The sequence below is a fragment of the Serinicoccus sediminis genome, from assembly GCF_004153545.1.
Lineage (GTDB): Bacteria > Actinomycetota > Actinomycetes > Actinomycetales > Dermatophilaceae > Ornithinicoccus > Ornithinicoccus sediminis_A.
The window spans coordinates 66149-83145 of record NZ_SDVA01000002.1; the positions used below are offsets into that span (position 1 = coordinate 66149).

Genomic DNA, 16997 nt, shown 5'->3' on the forward strand with positions numbered 1-16997 from the left:
TGCGAGAGGCCGCGAGGGCTGTCAACCTGCACCTGAGAGGGTGGGCCCATGGCCTCTCCCTTCGACCTCTCGCTCGAGCAGATGCGGACCCACCGCAGCGCCAAGTGGAGCCGCGTCCCCGACGACGTGCTGCCGGCGTGGACCGCCGAGATGGACGCCGTCACCGGCCCCGCGATCAGCTCGGCGCTGCACACCGCGATCGAGCGCAGCGACCTGGGGTATGCCGGTGAGCCCGGTCCGGTCGTCGACGCCTTCGCCGGCTTCGCGCGGGACGTGTGGGGCTGGGAGACCCAGGGCACGCCCGGCCGGGCGCGGCTCTTCGCCGACGTCGGCCAGGCCGCCAAGGAGACGTTGCGCGCGCTCACCTCGCCCGGCGACGCGGTCGTCCTCAACCCACCGGTCTACCTGTCCTTCTACCCCTGGCTGCGCGAGCTGGGCCTCGAGCCCCTCGAGGTGCCCATGCTCGACGTGGCCGGGGGCGGCCGGCTCGACCTGGGGGCGATGGGCCGCGCGGTCGCCGGCGGCGCCCGGGTGGTGCTGCTGTGCAGCCCGCACAACCCGCTGGGCTACGTCTACCCGCGCGAGGAGCTGGCCGCGCTCGCCGACCTGGCGGCCGAGCACGACGCCGTGGTCATCGCCGACGAGATCCACGCCCCGCTCGTCCACCCCGGCAGCCCGCGCCCGTTCGTGCCGTTCCTCACGGTGAGCGAGGCCGCGCGGCAGGTCGGCATCGCCCTGCACTCGCCGTCCAAGGCGTGGAACACCGCAGGGCTCAAGCTGGCGCTGGGCGTCACCGCGGTGGAGGGGAGGTGGCCGCAGCGCCAGCCGGAGACCGACTGGGCGCCGAGCATCCTGGGGCAGTACGCCGCGATCGCCGCCTACACCGAGGGCCGGGAGTGGCTGGCGACCACCGTGGCCGAGATCGAGGCGCGCACCCAGGCCCTGCCCGCCCTGCTCGCCGAGCACCTGCCGGGGGTCCGGTTCACCCCTGGCACCGCCTCCTACCTCGCCTGGCTCGACTGCCGCGCCCTCGACCTCGGTGACGATCCCGCGCAGACCTTCCTCGAGCGCGGGCGGGTGCTGCTCTCCCCGGGCCCGGCCTTCGGCGCCGGCGGCGCCGGCTTCGCCCGGCTCAACATCGGCACCAGCGAGGACCTCGTGCGCGAGGCCGTCCGCCGCATGGCCGCTGCCCTCCCCTGACGGAGCACCCGCCCGACCCGGCCCGACCCGACCCGGCCTCCCCCCTTCCTGCACCGGACGCGTGCTCCGGCCACACCGGACGCGCCCTCAGACCACACCGGACGCGTGCTCCGGCCGCACCGGACGCGTGCTCGACGGCCGCAGGCCCGATCAGCCGCAGTCGATCGCCCCGAGCCGCGCCAGCCCCTCCAGGTCACCGGGGCCGAAGCCGGGCTGGCCGGTGTTGACCGCCGCCATGAGCTCGCCCGGGTCGTCCACGTGGTCCAGGCCCAGGACGTGGCCGAGCTCGTGGTCGAGCACCAGCGCGGTCTCCCTGGTGCCGACGAGGTCCTGGCGGTCCAGGACGACCGAGCCGCTGACCAGCGTCCTGCGCCCCGACACCGCGTCGGTCATGACGAGCGGGCCACCGAGCCCCGCCGTCCGCCCGGTGAGCGCCGGCACCTGCGCCGCGGTGGACCAGGCGACGAGCACCGGGTCCCGGGCCGTCCTCGGCTGGTCGAAGGTGTCCTCGCTCTCGCCCACGAGCTCGAGCAACAGCCCGGAGGCCGCGGAGACGCGCGCCAGCGACCCCTCCACGACGTCCTCGTAGCCCGCAGGTGCGCCGTCCGGGTTCACGACCACCTCGACCGACCGGCACGGTGAGAAGCCGACGGGCTCCTCCGACGCGGGCTGCGTGTAGAGGAAGGCGTGCTCGCCGGTCCGGGCGACAGCCACCTCTGGCAGCAGCCGGGAGGACTCCCCGGCGAGGCCACCCAGCGGGTCGTCCAGCGGGGTGGACTCCTGCACCACGGCAGCGACCTCGTCCGCCCACGCCACCCGCTGGTCGTCATCACGGCCGGTGACCAGGTCGACCGCCCGGCCGAGCAGCTCCGACGACTGCGTCGGGAAGAGGGCGACGGCGGCGACCCCCGCGATCACGACCACCCAGCCCGTGCCGGAGCGACGACGTCGCCGGCGGGGCGGGGAGGACGGGATGCCGCCCAGGCCGTAGAGCTCGTCCCAGCGGTCGAGCTCGGCGAGGCGGCGTTCCATCTCGCGCGCCCGGCGGCGTCGCGCCATCGGCTCGAACATGGGCTCATCCTGCCGCACGCCGCGGCATACCGCTGCCCGCTGCGCACCGCTCCCGACCGGGTATGCCGTCCCTCAGGCCTCGCGCGGTGGCGTCACCTTGGTGCGGGCGTAGCGGAAGGGCTCGCGCGGGGGCCGGGTCAGCAGGTCGGCGGTGAAGCGCCGACGGGCCAGCAGCACGAGCAGGCCCGCGGTGGCGAAGCAGGCCGCGGCCACCGCCCAGGTCACCGGGAAGCCGACGGCCTGCGAGAGCCCGCCCAGGAGCGCCGGGCCCAGGGCACCTCCGGCGAACGCCCCCGCCTGGACCGCGCCCGAGGCCTGGGCCGGGTTGTCGCGCCCGAGGCGGGCGACGGCATACAGCAGCAGGCCGGGCCACGACCAGCCGATGCTGAAGGCCAGCAGCCCGAAGGCCCACACCGCCCACGGCTCGGCCATGGCCAGGCCCGCGCAGGCCAGTGCCCCGACCCCCATCTGCGCGGCGACGACGGGCAGGTTGGCCCCGTGCCGGTGGTCGGCCCGCCAGCCGGAGAAGATCCGGACCGCGATGGAGCCGCCCGAGCCCAGCGCCATGAGGATCCCGGTCTGCGACGGGGTGAGCCCGACCTCGAACCCCCAGGAGGCGGCGAAGGCACCGACGAAGTTGGCGGCCGCGCTCGCGAAGGTGATGGCCAGCGCCGCGAGCACCAGCGGCAGGGTCGGCGGCGACTCCAGCAGCTCGGGCAGGGAGACGGCCCCGGCCGACCCCCGCCGGGCGCGGTGCCTCCGCTCCCGGACCAGCAGCACCAGCGCCCCGCCGACGACCACCAGCCCCAGGGCCGCGGTGATGAGGAACGTGGACCGCCACCCCCACACCGCCCCCGTGGTCGGGACCGCGAGCCCCCCGAGCATGATCGCGAGCGGCACCGCCGACTGCTTGACCCCGAAGCCGAGGCCGCGGCGCCCCGGCGGCAGGGTGCGGGCCATGAGCAGGTTCGCGGTGGCCTGGGACGCGGCGTTGCCGAGCCCGAGGGCGACCATGACGAGCAGCAGCGACCACCAGCCGCTGACCAGCACCGTCATCGCCACCCCACCCCCGGCGACGAGGGTGCCCGCCGCGAGCAGCAGCCGGCCGCGGCCCCACCGGTCCACGACGCCGGAGGTCGACAGGGTCGCGACCGCGGCGGTCGCGAAGAAGACGCTGACGCCTACCCCGAACGCGCCGAGCCCCAGCCCGAGGTCCTCCCGGATGCGCACCGCCTGGGCACCCAGGAGGAAGGGCGGGATGGCGCCGAGCGTGGTGACCGCCGAGGCGAGCACCATGACGAGCGCGGAGCGACCACGGCGCGGGGCTGCTGGCCTGACCACGCGGGCGCCTCGCCCCCTCCCTGCCGTCGAGCGGTATGCCGTCCGCCGGCCCCTAGAGCACCATGCCCAGGGCGAACGGCCCGATCAGCACCGTGAAGAGGGTGATGAGGAGCACGCCGACGACGTTGAGGACGATTCCACCACGCGCCATCTCCTGGATTTTCACCGCCCCGGTGCCGAAGACGATGGCGTTGGGCGGGGTGCCCACCGGCAGCATGAACGCGCAGGTCGCGGCGAGCGCGGCCGGGATGAGCAGGGTGATCGGGTCGACCCCGATGCCGACCGCGACCCCGCCGAGGACGGGGATGAAGGTGGCGGCGGTCGCGGTGTTGCTCGTCACCTCGGTGAGGAAGAGCACGATGGTGACGACGGCGGCGAGCAGCAGCACGATGGGCAGGGCGCCGAGCCCGGTCACCTGGGTGCCGAACCACTCGTCCAGCCCGGTGCCGGCCACCGCGGCCGCCAGGCTCAGGCCACCACCGAAGAGCAGCAGCACGCCCCAGGGCAGGCCCTCCTCCGCGTCGTCCCACTCCAGCGCCATCCGGCCCTCCCGGTCCCCGGGGATGAGGAAGAGCGCCAGGCCTGCGCCGATGGCGATGGCGGTGTCGTCGAGCTCGCCGAGCCACGGGGCGGCCTCGGCGAGCGCCGGGATGTTGAACAGCAGCCCGGGCACGATCCACAGGAAGGCCGCGCCGCAGAAGACCGTGAGCACGACCTTCTCGCCCTGGCTCATCGGGCCCAGCTCGTCGATCTCGGAGTTGATGAGCTCACGGCCGCCGGGGATCTCCTGCAGCTGGAAGCGGAACATGAGCCGGGTGATGAGCAGCCACGCGAGGCCGATGAAGACCACCACGATGGGGACACCGAGGAGCATCCAGGCGAGGAAGCCCACGTCGGTCCCCACCTCGTCGGCGAGGTAACCGGCGACGATGGCGTTGGGTGGGCTCCCGAGCAGGGTGCCCAGGCCGCCGATCGAGGCGGCCCACGCGATGGACAGGACGAGCGCGACGCCGAAGAGCCGCACGTCCGGGTCGTTGACGACGTCGCTCACCGCGCGCCCCTGACCGACCTCCTCGGCCACGTCGCCGTCGGCCACGCTCGAGGCGGCCTGCCGGCTGTTCTCGACCACGAGGGCGAGCACCGAGATGCCGATGGGCAGCATCATCAGGGTGGTCGCGGTGTTGGAGACCCACATCGACAGGAACGCCGTGGAGATCATCATGCCGAGGATGATCCGGCGGGGGTGGGTGCCGACCCGCCGCAGCGTGAGCAGGGCGATGCGGCGGTGGAGGTTCCACTTCTGCATGGCGATGGCGATGAGGAAGCCACCGAGGAAGAGGAAGACGATCGAGTTGGCGTAGGGCGCCGTCGCGTCCGCGACCCCGAGCCCGGTCAGCGGCGGGATGAGGACGATCGGCAGCAGCGAGGTCGCCGCCAGCGGGATGGCCTCGGTCATCCACCAGGTCGCCATGAGCACGGCGACCGCCGCGACGAAGCGGGCGTCGCCGGACATGTCCGCACCGCCCAGCAGGAGGTAGACCAGCGCCGCCAGGCCGAGCCCGCCCAGCCGGAACGTCCAGGTGCGACCGGCCGGCCGGGGTGGCTCCCGGTCGCTCGCCTCGTAGTCGTACTCGCCCTGTTCCCGAACGACCTGTCCGCTCATCCGCCCAGCCCCTCTCACGTCGGTGTGACCGGCTCAACCTAGCGCACGCCCTGTCCTGGTTGACGCAGGGAGAAGACGGGACTCGTCATACCCTGGACCGCATGAGTCGTCCCCACCTGTGGATCCGCGCCGAGGCCCGCCCGGGCGAGCAGCGCGTGCCCATCGTCCCCGCCGACGCCGCCCGCCTGGTGGCCGACGGGTATGTCGTGACCGTCGAGGAGTCGCCCAGCCGCGTGGTGGACCTCGAGGAGTACGTCGAGGCCGGGTGCTCGGTCGCGCCCTACGGCTCGTGGGTCGACGCGCCCGAGGGCGCCGTGGTCGTCGGCATCAAGGAGCTGCCCGAGGACCCCGCCGACCTGGCGCACACCCACGTGTTCTTCGCCCACGCCTACAAGGGCCAGGAGGGCGCCGACGTCACCCTGGAGCGCTTCCGACGCGGCGGTGGAGAGCTGCTCGACGTCGAGTACCTCACGCTCGACGGACGGCGGGTCGTCGCCTTCGGCTTCTGGGCGGGGTATGTCGGTGCGGCGCTGTCCGTGCTCCGGCACCGGGGTCTGCTCGACGGCGGGGTGGCGCCGATGGCGCGCGAGGACCTGGACGCGCAGCTGCGCGGCAGCGCCGAGGGCCGCGAGCCCGAGCGGGCGCTCGTCATCGGCTCCCGCGGGCGCTCCGGGCGCGGCGCGGTCGAGGCGCTGGAGCTGGCCGGGTGCACGGTGACGCGGTGGGACCGCGTCGACACCGTCGACCTCGACAAGGCGGCGCTGCTCGACCACGACATCCTCGTCAACTGCGTCGTCAGCAGCACCCCGCGCGAGCCCTTCGTCGGTCCCGCCGACGTCGAGGCGCCCCGTCGGCTCCGCACGATCGGCGACGTCACCTGCGACGTCACCTCGGACAACAACCTGCTGCCGATCAACACCGCCATCACCACGTGGGCCGAGCCGGTGCGCGACGTCGGCACGGCGCAGGCCCCGCTCGACGTCATCGCCATCGACAACCTGCCCTCGCTGCTGCCGCTGGAGTCCTCGGTCAGCTTCTCCGCCGAGCTCACGCCGCTGCTGGAGGACCTCGCCGAGCGGCGCGGCCCCTGGGCGGCCAGCCTGGAGTGGTTCCGCCGGCACGTGCCGCTGGGGGGCTGACGCAGCCGGTCCGCCGCCCGCACCGAGCGCCGCGAATGGTTGCCTGACCACCCACCGAGCGCCGCGAATGGTTCCCTGACCACCCACCGAGCGCCGCGAATGGTTGCCTGACCGCCCACCGAGCGCCGCAGATGGTGGTTGGACACGGCGACCCGTCGCCGGCGGCTCAGCGCTTCTGCGTCCAGCGCCACCCGCGCGGGGGCTTCGACCCGTCGTCCGGCAGCATGGTCCGCACCCGTACGTCACCCAGCAGACTCGTCGCCGTCACCCGCACGAGCGCCCCGGTCTCCGGCACTCCCTGGGCGTCCGGGTCGACGTCGTGGCGCAGGTCCCCCATGAGGGTGAAGCCCTGCAGCTCGACCCGGGTCCCGGCCGGCACCGCGATCTTGACGTCGCCCATGCCGGTGTAGGTCGAGATCTCCAGGGTCTCCCCGGGTCGGAGCACCTCGCGGAGGTCGAGCTTGACGTCGCCGAGGAACATCATCAGCGTCGTCCGCTCGGCCACCTGCCAGGACCCGGTGCGGGTGATGTCGCCCAGGAAGGTGCCCAGCGTCTGGCTCGGCTGGCGGAGCGGGCGTGGGAGGTCCGACGGGGGCCGGGACAGCCCGGAGGTGCGCCCGTCCGGGACCTCCTCCCGCGGCGCCGGCCGGTCCCCCGGTCGTGGGATCTCGGGTCGCCACTCGGGGGGGACCTCGGACGGCCCTCCGGCAGAGGGGTCGGGAGCGGTGGGGTAGGCCATACCCCCTGAGCGTAGCGAGGGCGCAGCTCGGCCGCCGGTGACACCTGTCACGCGGCGACCCGCGGGGCCGGGGTCAGCGGAAGGCGCTGGTGCCGGTCACCGCGCGCCCGACGAGGAGGGACTGGACGGTGCGGCTCCCCTCGTAGGTGTAGGTCGCCTCGAGGTCGGCGAAGTGCCGGGCCACGTGGTGGTCGAGCAGGATGCCGTTGCCGCCCAGCATGTCCCGGGCGGTGGCGACCACCTCGCGGGCGGCCGTGGTCGTGTGCAGCTTGGCCATCGCGGCGTGCTCGATGGTGCAGCGCCCCTGGTCCTCGAGCTGGCTCATCCGCGTGCACATGAGCTGCATCGACGTGATGAGGGTGACCATGCGGGCGAGGTCGTCCTGGATGAGCTGGTTCTTGGCCAGCGGCCGGCCGAACTGCTCACGCCGCAGCGCGTAGGTCAGCGCGCCCTCGTAGGCCGCGACCGCGTGCCCGACGGCCTCCCACGCCACCGCCTGCCGGGACCGCGCCAGCACCCGGTTGGTGTCGGCGAAGGTGCGCGCCTCGGCGAGCCGGTTGCCCGCCGGGACCCGGACCCCGTCGAGCCGGATGTGCGCCTGCCACACCCCGCGGTTGCTGATCTTGCCGTCGATGACCTGGGCGTCCCACCCGTCCAGCTGCTGCGGGGACTCCACGACGAAGCCACCCACGTCGCCGTCGTCGTCCCGCGCCCAGACCACGACGAGGTCGGCGACCGAGCCGTTGCCGATCCACCGCTTGGCGCCGTCGAGCACCCAGTGGTCGCCGTCGCGCCGGGCCCGGGTCTCCATGCTCACCACGTCGGAGCCGTGGGTGGGCTCCGTGAGGGCGACCGCACCGACCGTCTCGACCCGGGCCATCCCCGGCAGCCAGCGCTCCCGCTGCTCCTCGTCGCCCAGCAGGTGCACCGAGGTCATCGCCAGCCCGGAATGGACCGCGTTGAAGGTCGCGATCGACCCGTCCCCGCGGGCCAGCTCGGCGCACATCATGCCGTCGGCGAGCGCCGACACCCCGGCGCACCCGTAGCCCTCGATCGAGGCCCCCGCGACCTGGGTGGCGGCATACCCCGGCACCATCTCGGCGGGGTACCGAGCGGCCTCCCACCACTCCTGCGCGGCCGGCACGACCGCCTCGTCGCACCACCGGCGCACCCCGTCGCGCAGCGCCCGCTCCTGCTCGGTGAGCAGCTCGTCGAGCTGCAGGAAGTCGGTCCCGCGGGCCAGCCCCAGGTCGGCGCCCTCCGGCACCCCCCGGTCGGACTCGGGCATCGGCTCCGGTGCGTCGCTCATGACCCGAGGGTATGCCGCGGGCCCGACAAACCTCAGCCCAGGGGATGCCCGTGGGTCAGGCCGGGGGCGCGCCCCGGCTCGATGAACCACTCGTCACCGAACATGGCCGCGAACTGCTCGGTGGGCATGCCGAGCATCCACCCGACGTCCTCCTGGCTGGCGTGCGCGGCGAGGGCCGCGCGCTTGGTGGCGAGCACCTCCTGCACGTCGACGTGCCAGTGGATCTCCGCCTCCGGGGTGCCCATCGGGTTGCCGTCGTCGCCGAGGCCGTCCGGGTCCCAGTCCTCCTCGCCCGTCGTGCCCGCCTCCCGGGCCGCCTCGATCATGCGGCGCACCTGGTCGCGGTTCATGGTGTTCTCCAGCAGCCGAGGACGGCGGGCGGCGAGCTCGGCCGCCCGGTGGGCCACGGCGTGGACCTTGACGTGGTCCGGGTGCCCGTAGCCGCCGTGCCAGTCGTAGCCGACGAGGACGTCGGCGTCCTCCTCGTCGAGGATCGTCGCGAGCCGGTGCGCCGCCTCGTCGGTGTCGGCGACGTGGAAGGACTGCTCGTGGGAGTTCTGCTCCCAGCCGGTCATGCCGGAGTCGGCGTAGCCCAGCCAGGCGATCCGGTGCGTGCCGAGGACCCGCCCGGCGGCCTCCGCCTCGACGCGTCGTCGGTCGACCACGGTCTCGCCCTCGCGAAGGTCACCGGGCGGCGTGCCGTGGTCGCCGTGGGTGGCGAAGACGCAGACCACCCGGTGGCCGGCGTCGACGGCCAGCCGGATGGTGCCGGAGGTGCCGCTGGCCTCGTCGTCGGGATGGGCGTGCAGGAGGACGATCGTGCTCACGGGCTCACGATAGGCCCCGGTCCCGACAGACCCGGCCCGTCGACCGGCAGCAGACGCGACCGGCGACGGCCGGCGTGACCAGAGAGGGCCGGCGTCACCCCCGCAGGTCGGGGAAGTCGCTGTCCCGCCACTCGGTCGCCTCGGCTCCCGGTGCAGCACCGCTCGTCGGGGCGGCGTCGGCACCCTCCCCGCCGCCGGCCAGCTGCTCCTCGCGGGCCCGCAGCTCGACCCGCCGGATCTTGCCGCTGATCGTCTTGGGCAGCTCGTAGAACTCGACCCGTCGGACCCGCTGCCACGGCTGCAGGTGCTCGCGGGCGTGCGCGAGGATGGAGCGCGCCGTCTCGGCGGTCGGTGCGTGCCCGTCGACCAGGGCGACGTAGGCCTTGGGCACCGACAGCCGCAGCTCGTCGGGCGCGGGCACCACGGCCGCCTCGGCGACGGCCGGGTGCTCGATGAGCACCGACTCCAGCTCGAACGGGCTGATCTTGTAGTCGCTGGCCTTGAAGACGTCGTCGGTGCGGCCGACGTAGGTGATCATGCCCGCCGCGTCCCGCTCCGCGACGTCCCCGGTGTGGTAGAAACCACCGGCCATCGCCTCGGTGTTGCGGCCCTCGTCACCCTGGTAGCCGGTCATCAGCGCCACCGGCGACGCCGACAGGTCGAGGCAGATCTCGCCCTCCCCGGGGCCGTCGACCCGCTCCCCCGACTGCGGGTCGACGAGCACCGAGGGGATGCCGGGCAGCGGCATACCCATCGACCCGGGCTTGACCCGCTCGCCCGGGCAGTTGCCGATCTGCGCGGTGGTCTCGGTCTGGCCGTAGCCGTCCCGCAGGGTGAGCCCCCAGTGCCGCTGCACCTGGGTGATGACCTCGGGGTTGAGCGGCTCACCGGCCCCGATCACCTCGCGCAGCGCGCCGGGGCCACCGGACAGGTCGGCGTTGATGAGCATGCGCCAGACCGTCGGCGGCGCGCACAGGCTGGTGACGCGGTGCCGGCGCACGACGTCGAGGAGCACGGCGGGGTCGAACCGCCGGTAGGCGTGGACGAGGATCGTCGCCTCGGCGATCCAGGGGGCGAAGAAGCAGCTCCACGCGTGCTTGGCCCAGCCCGGGCTGGAGATGTTGAGGTGGACGTCGCCGGGGCGCAGGCCCAGCCAGTAGGCCGTCGACAGGTGCCCGACCGGGTAGCTGACCTGGGTGTGCTCGACCAGCTTGGGGCGGTTGGTGGTGCCGGAGGTGAAGTAGAGCAGCAGCCGGTCGTCCGGTCCGGTGCCGGGGTGGTCGACGCGGGGGGCGTCCTGCCGGTATGCCGTGCGCAGGTCCGTCCAGCCGTCGACCTCTCCCACGGACACCCGGACGTAGTCGCCCGGCACGTCGTCGAACGTCGGCGTGTCCACGGCGTCGACCACCACCGCCCGGGCCGCGCCCCGCTCCAGCCGGTCCCGTAGGTCGGAGGGGCCGGCCGCGGTCGTGGTGGGCATGAGCACGGCCCCGAGCTTCATCACCCCGAGCATGGTGTCCCAGAGCTCGACCTGGTTGCCCAGCATGATCATCACGCTGTCGCCGCGGCCGATGCCCTGGTCGGCCAGCAGCGCGGCGACCTGGTCGGACCGGGTCGCGACCTCGTCGAAGGTCAGCGTCTGGTCCGAGCCGTCCTCCTGCACGACCACCAGCGCGGGCGTGTCGTTGCCTCGCGCGATGGCGTCGAACCAGTCCACCGCCCAGTTGAACTGCTCCCCCACGTCGGGGTAGCGGAACTCCTCCCGGGCCCGCGCGGGCTCACCGTAGAGCTCCAGCAGCTGGTCGCGGGCAGCCCGGTAGGCCTCGTAGGCCGGGGTGGTCGGCTGGTCGGTCGACATCGGCGTCATGCCCCCATGCCTACACCGCCGCGGGTATGCCTGTCAGCCGGGGGCCGCCCCCGCCGCCGGCCCGGGTCGGGCGTGGTCGGCGTCGCCGGCTTGGGCGCGCCACTGTCGGACGTGCGTCCTAGAGTCGGGTCCATGACGAACCCCATGGACGACCAGACCCAGCCCGCCCCTCCCGACACCGACGGCGAGGTGCTGGGCGCACCCAGCCCGCAGTCGCCGGACGACCAGCTCGAGCGCGACCCGCAGAACTGGACCACCGGGGACGACCCGGCGACCGAGGCGCAGAAGTCCTACCTCGACCGCCTCGCGAGCGCCGCCGGCCAGCAGATCCCGGCCGAGGGGCTCACCAAGGCCCAGGCCTCCGAGCACATCGACCGCCTCCAGTCCGAGACGGGGATGGAGCCGCGCGAGTCCTGAGCCTCGCACCGGCCTGCCTCAGGAGGCGTCGGGCGACCAGACCCGTCGCACCTCGGCCGCCACGGAGGCGACGGCGGGCCGACGCTCGCTGGAGTCCCGGTGGACGAGCATGACGCGCCGGGTGGGCGGGTCCGTCACCGGCAGCGCCACGACGTCGTCCGGCAGCTCCGGACGCCCCAGCCGCGGCATGAGGCCGATGCCGAAGCCGGCCTCGACGAGGGCGATCTTGCTCGGGTGGGTGTCGGCGGTGGCCGCGATCCGGTAGTCGAGGTGTCGCTCGCGCAGCGCCGTGAGCAGCCAGTCGCTGAACACCCCCGGTGAGTCGTCGACCCAGTCCCGGCCACCGCAGTCGCGCAGGTCCACGATGCCGTTGCGCCCGACCCGCAGGTCGTGGTCGTGCCGGGCGATGAGGTCGACGACGTCGTTGCCGAGGACGTCCGAGACCAGGCCCTCCGGGAGCGCCTTGTGGTAGTCCGTCCAGTCGTGCACCACCGCGAGGTCGACCTCGCCGCGGCGCAGGGCCCGGAGCGAGCCCTCGGGGGTGAGCTCGCGCACGGTGAGGCGCAGCAGGGGGTAGAGGTCGCGCAGCGTGGGCACGGCCGGCGCGAGCAGGCCGACGATGCCGGTGGGGAAGGACGACAGCACCAGGGGGCCCGAGACGTCGCTCGTCAGGTGCTCCAGCTCGGCCCGGGCGGCCTCGTCCAGCTGCTCCACCTGGGTGGCGAGGCGCACCAGCACCTCGGCGGCATCGGTGGGCACGACGTTGCGCCCCCGCCGCACCAGGACAGGCTGCCCGACCTCCCTCTGCAGCCGGGTCAGCTGCTGGCTGACCGCCGAGGCGGTGAGGCCCAGCCGGTCGGCCGCGGCGAGCACCGTGCCCTCCTCGACGACGGCCTTGAGACTGACCAGGTGCTCGGGAGAGAACATGCAGCACACCTTACACGTACGTATAAGAAATGTTCGTTTGTGCTAATGCAAGAATCCTGTCAGAGTATTCAGTGTCAGACCCCGACGCGAAGAAAGGTGGCCATCATGACCGCTCTGTCCAAGGCTTTCCGCAGCAGCACCCACGTGATCCTCGAGATCGGTCGCTCCTGGCGGCCGATCGAGCACATCCGCGGCTGACGCCCACGACCTCGACGAGCCGCTCTGGGAACCATCCCCCGGGGCGGCTCTTCGCATGTCAGACGGGGAACGAGGCCCTCACCCGGGGTGCCGGACCGGGCAACCCGGGTCGACGTGGAACCGGGCGGGACCGCGCCCTGCGGGACACCCCCGGGACGGCGGTTCGACCGTTCAGCCCCGCTTATCGGTATTAGTAAGCAATGTCAGTTTGTGCTAAAGCAAGAAGAACGTCAGAATAGAACCTGTCAGACCCCGACACGAAGAAAGGTGGCCATCATGACCGCTCTGTCCAAGGCTCTCCGCAGCAGCACCCACGTGATCCTCGAGATCGGTCGCTCCTGGCGCCCGATCGAGCACATCCGCGGCTGACCCCCACGACGTCGAGGAGCCGCCCCCGGGACACCCCGGGGGCGGCTCTTCTGTGTGCGACTGGTGCCACCCGTCGGCTCGTCGGCCCCCGGCCCGCGACGGGTCACCCTCACCCGTGGCTCGCCCGGCTCACCCGCAGGCGGCCTCCTGGAGCGCATCCAGCCCGTCCAGGTCGGCCGCGGTGAACTCGTCCTGACCGGAGTTCTCCGCGGCCATGAGGGCGCCGGGGTCGTCGGAGTGGCCGAGCCCCAGGACGTGCACGAGCTCGTGGACGAGCACGGTCTCCTCGTCCAGGCCCCCCAGCCAACCGGTGGGCATGTCCGTGTCGAGGACGACCATCCCGCCGACGGACCGCGCGCCGCCGCCGGGCCCGATGACGTAGGAGGCACCACCGAGACCGGCCGTGGGGCCGGTCAGCTCGCGCACCTCCTCCTCGTCGGCCCAGCCGATCAGCACCGGACCGCGCTGGCGGCCGGTGAACTCGCGGTCGTCGGTCTCGCCGGTCACCACGAAGGTGAAGCCGCTGACGTCGTTGACCCGGCCGACCGCCGAGGCGACGAGGTCGGCATACCCCTCGGGCGCCCCGTCGGGGTTGACCTCCACCTCGATGCGCGCCTGGCACCCCCAGGTGATGGGGCTGCCGTCCTCGGTGACCTGCATGAAGGTGTAGCCCTCCCCACCCGAGCCGACGATGCCGGCGGAGCTGTCGGAGTAGACCGCCCGACGCAGGTTGCCGAGGTCCAGCCCCGGGGAGAGGTAGACGACCATGCTGATGACGAGACCCAGGACGAGCAGCATGCTGAGGACGCTCGTGCACCCCCCGCCACGCCGCTCGCTCATGCGTCCAGTCTGCCCGGGGAGCCTGGAGGGCTACTGACCGAGCCCGGCCAGCAGGTCCTCGAAGTCGGGGACGTCCTGCTGCGCCGCCGACCCGCCACGGCCGGCGGGCTCCTCGGAGGCGAGGCCGACGACGCCGGCGGCGACGACCGCCGTGGCCAGCTCACCGGCGGCCCGGCGGATGCGGGCTCCGAGCTCGTCCGACCCGGCGCCACCGAAGTCATCGGTCGCGGCGAACACGCCGGTCGGCACCACGGCGGCGCGCAGGTAGGCGAACAGCGGGCGCATCGCGTGGTCGAGCACCAGCTGGTGCCGGGCCGTGCCCGCGGTGGCGGCGACGAGCACCGGCGTCCCTGCGAGCGCCTCGGGGTCGAGCACGTCGATGAACATCTTGAACAGCCCCGAGTAGCTCGCGGCGAACACCGGGGTGACCGCGACGAGGGCGTCGGCGCCGGCCACGAGCTCGCGCGCGGCCTCGACGGCGGGCGTCGGCATCCCGCCCGTGGTCATGGTCGTGGCGAGGTCGTGCGCGAGCTCGCGCAGCTCCAGCACCTCGACCGTCGCGGCCTCGCCGCGCGCGCTCACCTGGGTGGCGACGGCGTCGGCGAGGCGGTCGGCGAGCAGCCGGGTGGAGCTGGGCTGCGAGAGCCCGGCGGTGAGGACGACGATGCGGCGGGTCATGGCGTGCTCCTTCGGTATGCCGTTGGGGCGGCTCAGGCGGAGGCGCGGGCGGGCGAGGTGGTCGCCGTCGCGGCGCCCCGGGCCGGGGCCACGAGGTGGTGCGGGGCGTCCGGGCCCTGCGCCACCAGGGAGGCGTGGGTGGGCGGGTCGCTCGGCACGTGCGCGGGGCGGCGCGCCTCGAACTCGCGACGCAGCACCGGCACCACCTCGCGGCCGAGGATCTCGATCTGCTCCAGGACGACGTCCTGCGGCAGACCGGCGTGGTCGATGAGGAAGAGCTGGCGCTGGTAGTCGCCGACCGCGTCCGCGAAGCCCAGCGTGCGCTCGATGACCATCTCCGGGGTCCCCACGGTGAGCGGGGTCATCCGGGTGAACTCCTCCAGGCTCGGGCCGTGACCGTAGACCGGCGCCACGTCGAAGTACGGCCGGAAGGCCCGCTTGGCCTCAGCCTCGCTGCCCGCGATGAACGCCTGGCCGCCGAGGCCGACGACCGCCTGGTCCGCGGACCCGTGGCCGTAGTGCTCGAACCGGCGGCGGTAGAGGCCGACCATCTGCGCGGTGTGCTCGATGTTCCAGAAGATGTTGTTGTGGAAGAACCCGTCGCCGTAGTAGGCCGCCTGCTCGGCGATCTCGGTGGACCGGATCGAGCCGTGCCACACGAACGGCGGGGTGCCGTCGAGCGGGCGCGGCGTCGCGGTGAAGCCCTGCAGCGGGGTGCGGAACTTCCCCTGCCAGTCGACGACCTCCTCGCGCCAGAGACGGCGCAGCAGGTGGTAGTTCTCGATGGCCAGCGGCACGCCCTGGCGGATGTCCTTGCCGAACCACGGGTAGACCGGGCCGGTGTTGCCGCGGCCCATCATCAGGTCGACGCGACCACCGGACAGGTGCTGCAGGAAGGCGTAGTCCTCCGCGAGGCGCACCGGGTCGGTCGTCGTGATGAGGGTGGTCGCCGTCGACAGCTGCAGCCGCTGCGTCTGCGCGGCGATGAAGGCGAGGTGGGTGGTCGGCGCGGAGGAGATGAAGGGCGGGTTGTGGTGCTGCCCCGTGGCGAAGACGTCGAGCCCCACCTCCTCGGCCTTGAGCGCAGACGACGTCATGGCGGCGATCCGCTCGCCGTCGGTCGGTATGCGGCCGGTCGTGGGGTCCGGCGTGATGTCGCCGACGCTGAAGATGCCGAACTGCACCTGACTCACCCTCCTGGGTCGTTGATGTATCAACTATATCAACGCAGAGACCCCCGCGATATTCCAGGAGGCGTCCGGGGTGGCCGCACCACCGGGCGGGCGGTCGCCCCGGGCCGCCGCCAGGGCGTCAGCGGGTGACGCGCTGGGTGGCGACGGGCAGCGAGTGGACGTCGTGCTGGGAGCGGTTCATCATGAGCGAGAGCAGGAACTGGGTCATGCAGGCTACGATCCTCCGTCAGGACTCATGCGTCCAATGTCTGCTTGATATGTCACCTATGCGCTAAGGTCATAGGTATGGAGGTCCAGACGCTGCGCTGGTTCCAGCTCGTCGCGGACGGGGCGACCGTCACCGAGGTCGCGGACCTGGAGATGGTGTCCCAGCCGGCCGTGTCCCGCGCGCTGGGCCGGCTGGAGCGCGAGATCGGCACCCCCCTGCTGCACCGAGAGGGACGTGTGCTGCGGATGACCCACGCCGGGACGATCTTCAAGCAGCACGTCGACGTCGTGCTGCACGAGCTGGACGACGGGGTCGCCGCGGTGCAGCAGCTCCTGGACCCGGAGACGGGGACGGTGGCGGTGGCCTTCCAGCCCTCGCTCGGGACCTGGCTCGTCCCCGACCTCATCACCAGCTTCCGGGCTCGGCACCCACGGGTACGGCTCGACCTGCGCGGGAAGGACGACGAGACGGTGCCCGCCGTCGGCCCGCGCTCCGACGTCGACCTCGAGCTGTCCACGCTGCGGCCGCGGCGAGGCGAGGACCAGCCGCGCTGGCGGGCGCTGGTCGCCGAGCCGTTGCGGCTGCTCGTGGGGCCGGAGCACCGGCTCGTCGGACGGCCCCGGGTCCTGCTGCGCGAGGTGGCCGGGGACGCCTTCGTCGTCATGACGCCGACCTCGGTGCTGCGCCGGCACACCGAGCAGCTGTGCGCCGACGCAGGGTTCGTGCCGCGCATCTCCTTCGTGGCCGCCGACCTGCCCACGCTGCGGGGGTATGTCGCCGCCGGGCTCGGGGTGGCCGTGGCCCCCACGCGCTGGGGCGGGTCGGTGGCGGCACCGGTGGTGGGGCTGCACGTGCTGGCGCTCGAGGACCCCACCGCCACCCGGGACGTGGGGCTGTCCTGGTCACCCGCGCGCCGCCTGCTGCCGGCCGCGCAGCTGTTCCGTGAGCACGTGCTGCAACGCGCCGACGCCGGGCTCCTGCCCGACCCGGTGCCGTCGACGGAGGGGTGAG

The 16997-nt window shown here is 73.4% G+C and carries 15 protein-coding genes; 4 read left to right on the forward strand and 11 right to left on the reverse strand.

Annotated features, from left to right (window positions below; all coding sequences use genetic code 11):
• Positions 1–48 precede the first annotated feature (48 nt).
• Positions 49–1200: a MalY/PatB family protein gene (locus tag EUS26_RS02790; protein WP_130011661.1), complete on the forward strand. Its 1152-nt coding sequence runs from the start codon at positions 49–51 to the stop codon at positions 1198–1200.
• Between the two features lie 150 nt (positions 1201–1350).
• Here EUS26_RS02790 and EUS26_RS02795 read toward each other — a convergent pair whose 3' ends face one another.
• The 3 genes from EUS26_RS02795 to EUS26_RS02805 form a co-directional block, all read right to left on the reverse strand.
• Positions 1351–2271, reverse strand: coding sequence for a matrixin family metalloprotease (locus tag EUS26_RS02795; RefSeq protein ID WP_130011662.1), 921 nt, complete (start codon positions 2269–2271; stop codon positions 1351–1353).
• Between the two features lie 72 nt (positions 2272–2343).
• A complete protein-coding gene (locus tag EUS26_RS02800) occupies positions 2344–3612 on the reverse strand; it encodes an MFS transporter (protein WP_130011663.1) in 1269 nt (422 codons plus the stop codon).
• A gap of 52 nt (positions 3613–3664) precedes the next feature.
• Positions 3665–5275 (reverse strand): SLC13 family permease, encoded by a 1611-nt coding sequence (locus EUS26_RS02805; protein WP_130011664.1) that lies wholly within the window; start codon positions 5273–5275, stop codon positions 3665–3667.
• Positions 5276–5376: 101 nt separating this feature from the next.
• Between EUS26_RS02805 and EUS26_RS02810 the strand changes: the two genes are divergently transcribed.
• On the forward strand, positions 5377–6414 hold the full coding sequence (locus EUS26_RS02810; protein WP_130011665.1) for a saccharopine dehydrogenase: 1038 nt from the start codon (positions 5377–5379) through the stop codon (positions 6412–6414).
• 166 nt (positions 6415–6580) lie between these two features.
• Here EUS26_RS02810 and EUS26_RS02815 read toward each other — a convergent pair whose 3' ends face one another.
• From EUS26_RS02815 to EUS26_RS02830, 4 genes are all read right to left on the reverse strand, one after another.
• A complete protein-coding gene (locus EUS26_RS02815) occupies positions 6581–7153 on the reverse strand; it encodes a LiaF domain-containing protein (protein ID WP_130011666.1) in 573 nt (190 codons plus the stop codon).
• 73 nt (positions 7154–7226) lie between these two features.
• Positions 7227–8462, reverse strand: coding sequence for an acyl-CoA dehydrogenase family protein (locus EUS26_RS02820; protein WP_238148785.1), 1236 nt, complete (start codon positions 8460–8462; stop codon positions 7227–7229).
• 32 nt (positions 8463–8494) lie between these two features.
• Positions 8495–9289, reverse strand: coding sequence for a PIG-L deacetylase family protein (locus EUS26_RS02825; RefSeq protein ID WP_130011667.1), 795 nt, complete (start codon positions 9287–9289; stop codon positions 8495–8497).
• A gap of 94 nt (positions 9290–9383) precedes the next feature.
• Positions 9384–11156 carry an AMP-binding protein gene (locus EUS26_RS02830; protein ID WP_130011668.1) on the reverse strand — a complete coding sequence of 591 codons (1773 nt, stop codon included), beginning with the start codon at positions 11154–11156 and terminating at the stop codon, positions 9384–9386.
• Positions 11157–11288: 132 nt separating this feature from the next.
• On the opposite strand from EUS26_RS02830, the gene EUS26_RS02835 reads away from it, so the two are divergent.
• On the forward strand, positions 11289–11573 hold the full coding sequence (locus EUS26_RS02835; protein WP_130011669.1) for a DUF3072 domain-containing protein: 285 nt from the start codon (positions 11289–11291) through the stop codon (positions 11571–11573).
• 18 nt (positions 11574–11591) lie between these two features.
• Here EUS26_RS02835 and EUS26_RS02840 read toward each other — a convergent pair whose 3' ends face one another.
• The 4 genes from EUS26_RS02840 to EUS26_RS02855 form a co-directional block, all read right to left on the reverse strand.
• The gene (locus EUS26_RS02840) at positions 11592–12500 is read right to left on the reverse strand and encodes a LysR substrate-binding domain-containing protein (RefSeq protein WP_130011670.1); all 909 of its coding nucleotides are present in this window, start codon (positions 12498–12500) and stop codon (positions 11592–11594) included.
• A gap of 696 nt (positions 12501–13196) precedes the next feature.
• The gene (locus tag EUS26_RS02845) at positions 13197–13907 is read right to left on the reverse strand and encodes a matrixin family metalloprotease (RefSeq protein ID WP_130011671.1); all 711 of its coding nucleotides are present in this window, start codon (positions 13905–13907) and stop codon (positions 13197–13199) included.
• 30 nt (positions 13908–13937) lie between these two features.
• On the reverse strand, positions 13938–14585 hold the full coding sequence (locus EUS26_RS02850; RefSeq protein WP_130011672.1) for a CE1759 family FMN reductase: 648 nt from the start codon (positions 14583–14585) through the stop codon (positions 13938–13940).
• A gap of 32 nt (positions 14586–14617) precedes the next feature.
• The gene (locus EUS26_RS02855; protein ID WP_130011673.1) at positions 14618–15769 is read right to left on the reverse strand and encodes an LLM class flavin-dependent oxidoreductase; all 1152 of its coding nucleotides are present in this window, start codon (positions 15767–15769) and stop codon (positions 14618–14620) included.
• Positions 15770–16063: 294 nt separating this feature from the next.
• On the opposite strand from EUS26_RS02855, the gene EUS26_RS02860 reads away from it, so the two are divergent.
• On the forward strand, positions 16064–16996 hold the full coding sequence (locus tag EUS26_RS02860; RefSeq protein WP_130011674.1) for a LysR substrate-binding domain-containing protein: 933 nt from the start codon (positions 16064–16066) through the stop codon (positions 16994–16996).
• The last annotated feature ends 1 nt before the right edge of the window (position 16997 follow it).

Excerpts from the sequence above, each read along its gene's own strand:
- EUS26_RS02790 (WP_130011661.1), top strand. The coding sequence starts at position 49 with ATGGCCTCTCCCTTCGACCTCTCGCTCGAGCAGATGCGGACCCACCGC.
- EUS26_RS02795 (WP_130011662.1), bottom strand. The coding sequence starts at position 2,271 with ATGTTCGAGCCGATGGCGCGACGCCGCCGGGCGCGCGAGATGGAACGC.
- EUS26_RS02805 (WP_130011664.1), bottom strand. The coding sequence starts at position 5,275 with ATGAGCGGACAGGTCGTTCGGGAACAGGGCGAGTACGACTACGAGGCG.
- EUS26_RS02810 (WP_130011665.1), top strand. The coding sequence starts at position 5,377 with ATGAGTCGTCCCCACCTGTGGATCCGCGCCGAGGCCCGCCCGGGCGAG.
- EUS26_RS02815 (WP_130011666.1), bottom strand. The coding sequence starts at position 7,153 with ATGGCCTACCCCACCGCTCCCGACCCCTCTGCCGGAGGGCCGTCCGAG.
- EUS26_RS02820 (WP_238148785.1), bottom strand. The coding sequence starts at position 8,462 with ATGAGCGACGCACCGGAGCCGATGCCCGAGTCCGACCGGGGGGTGCCG.
- EUS26_RS02830 (WP_130011668.1), bottom strand. The coding sequence starts at position 11,156 with ATGACGCCGATGTCGACCGACCAGCCGACCACCCCGGCCTACGAGGCC.
- EUS26_RS02835 (WP_130011669.1), top strand. The coding sequence starts at position 11,289 with ATGACGAACCCCATGGACGACCAGACCCAGCCCGCCCCTCCCGACACC.
- EUS26_RS02840 (WP_130011670.1), bottom strand. The coding sequence starts at position 12,500 with ATGTTCTCTCCCGAGCACCTGGTCAGTCTCAAGGCCGTCGTCGAGGAG.
- EUS26_RS02845 (WP_130011671.1), bottom strand. The coding sequence starts at position 13,907 with ATGAGCGAGCGGCGTGGCGGGGGGTGCACGAGCGTCCTCAGCATGCTG.
- EUS26_RS02850 (WP_130011672.1), bottom strand. The coding sequence starts at position 14,585 with ATGACCCGCCGCATCGTCGTCCTCACCGCCGGGCTCTCGCAGCCCAGC.
- EUS26_RS02860 (WP_130011674.1), top strand. The coding sequence starts at position 16,064 with ATGGAGGTCCAGACGCTGCGCTGGTTCCAGCTCGTCGCGGACGGGGCG.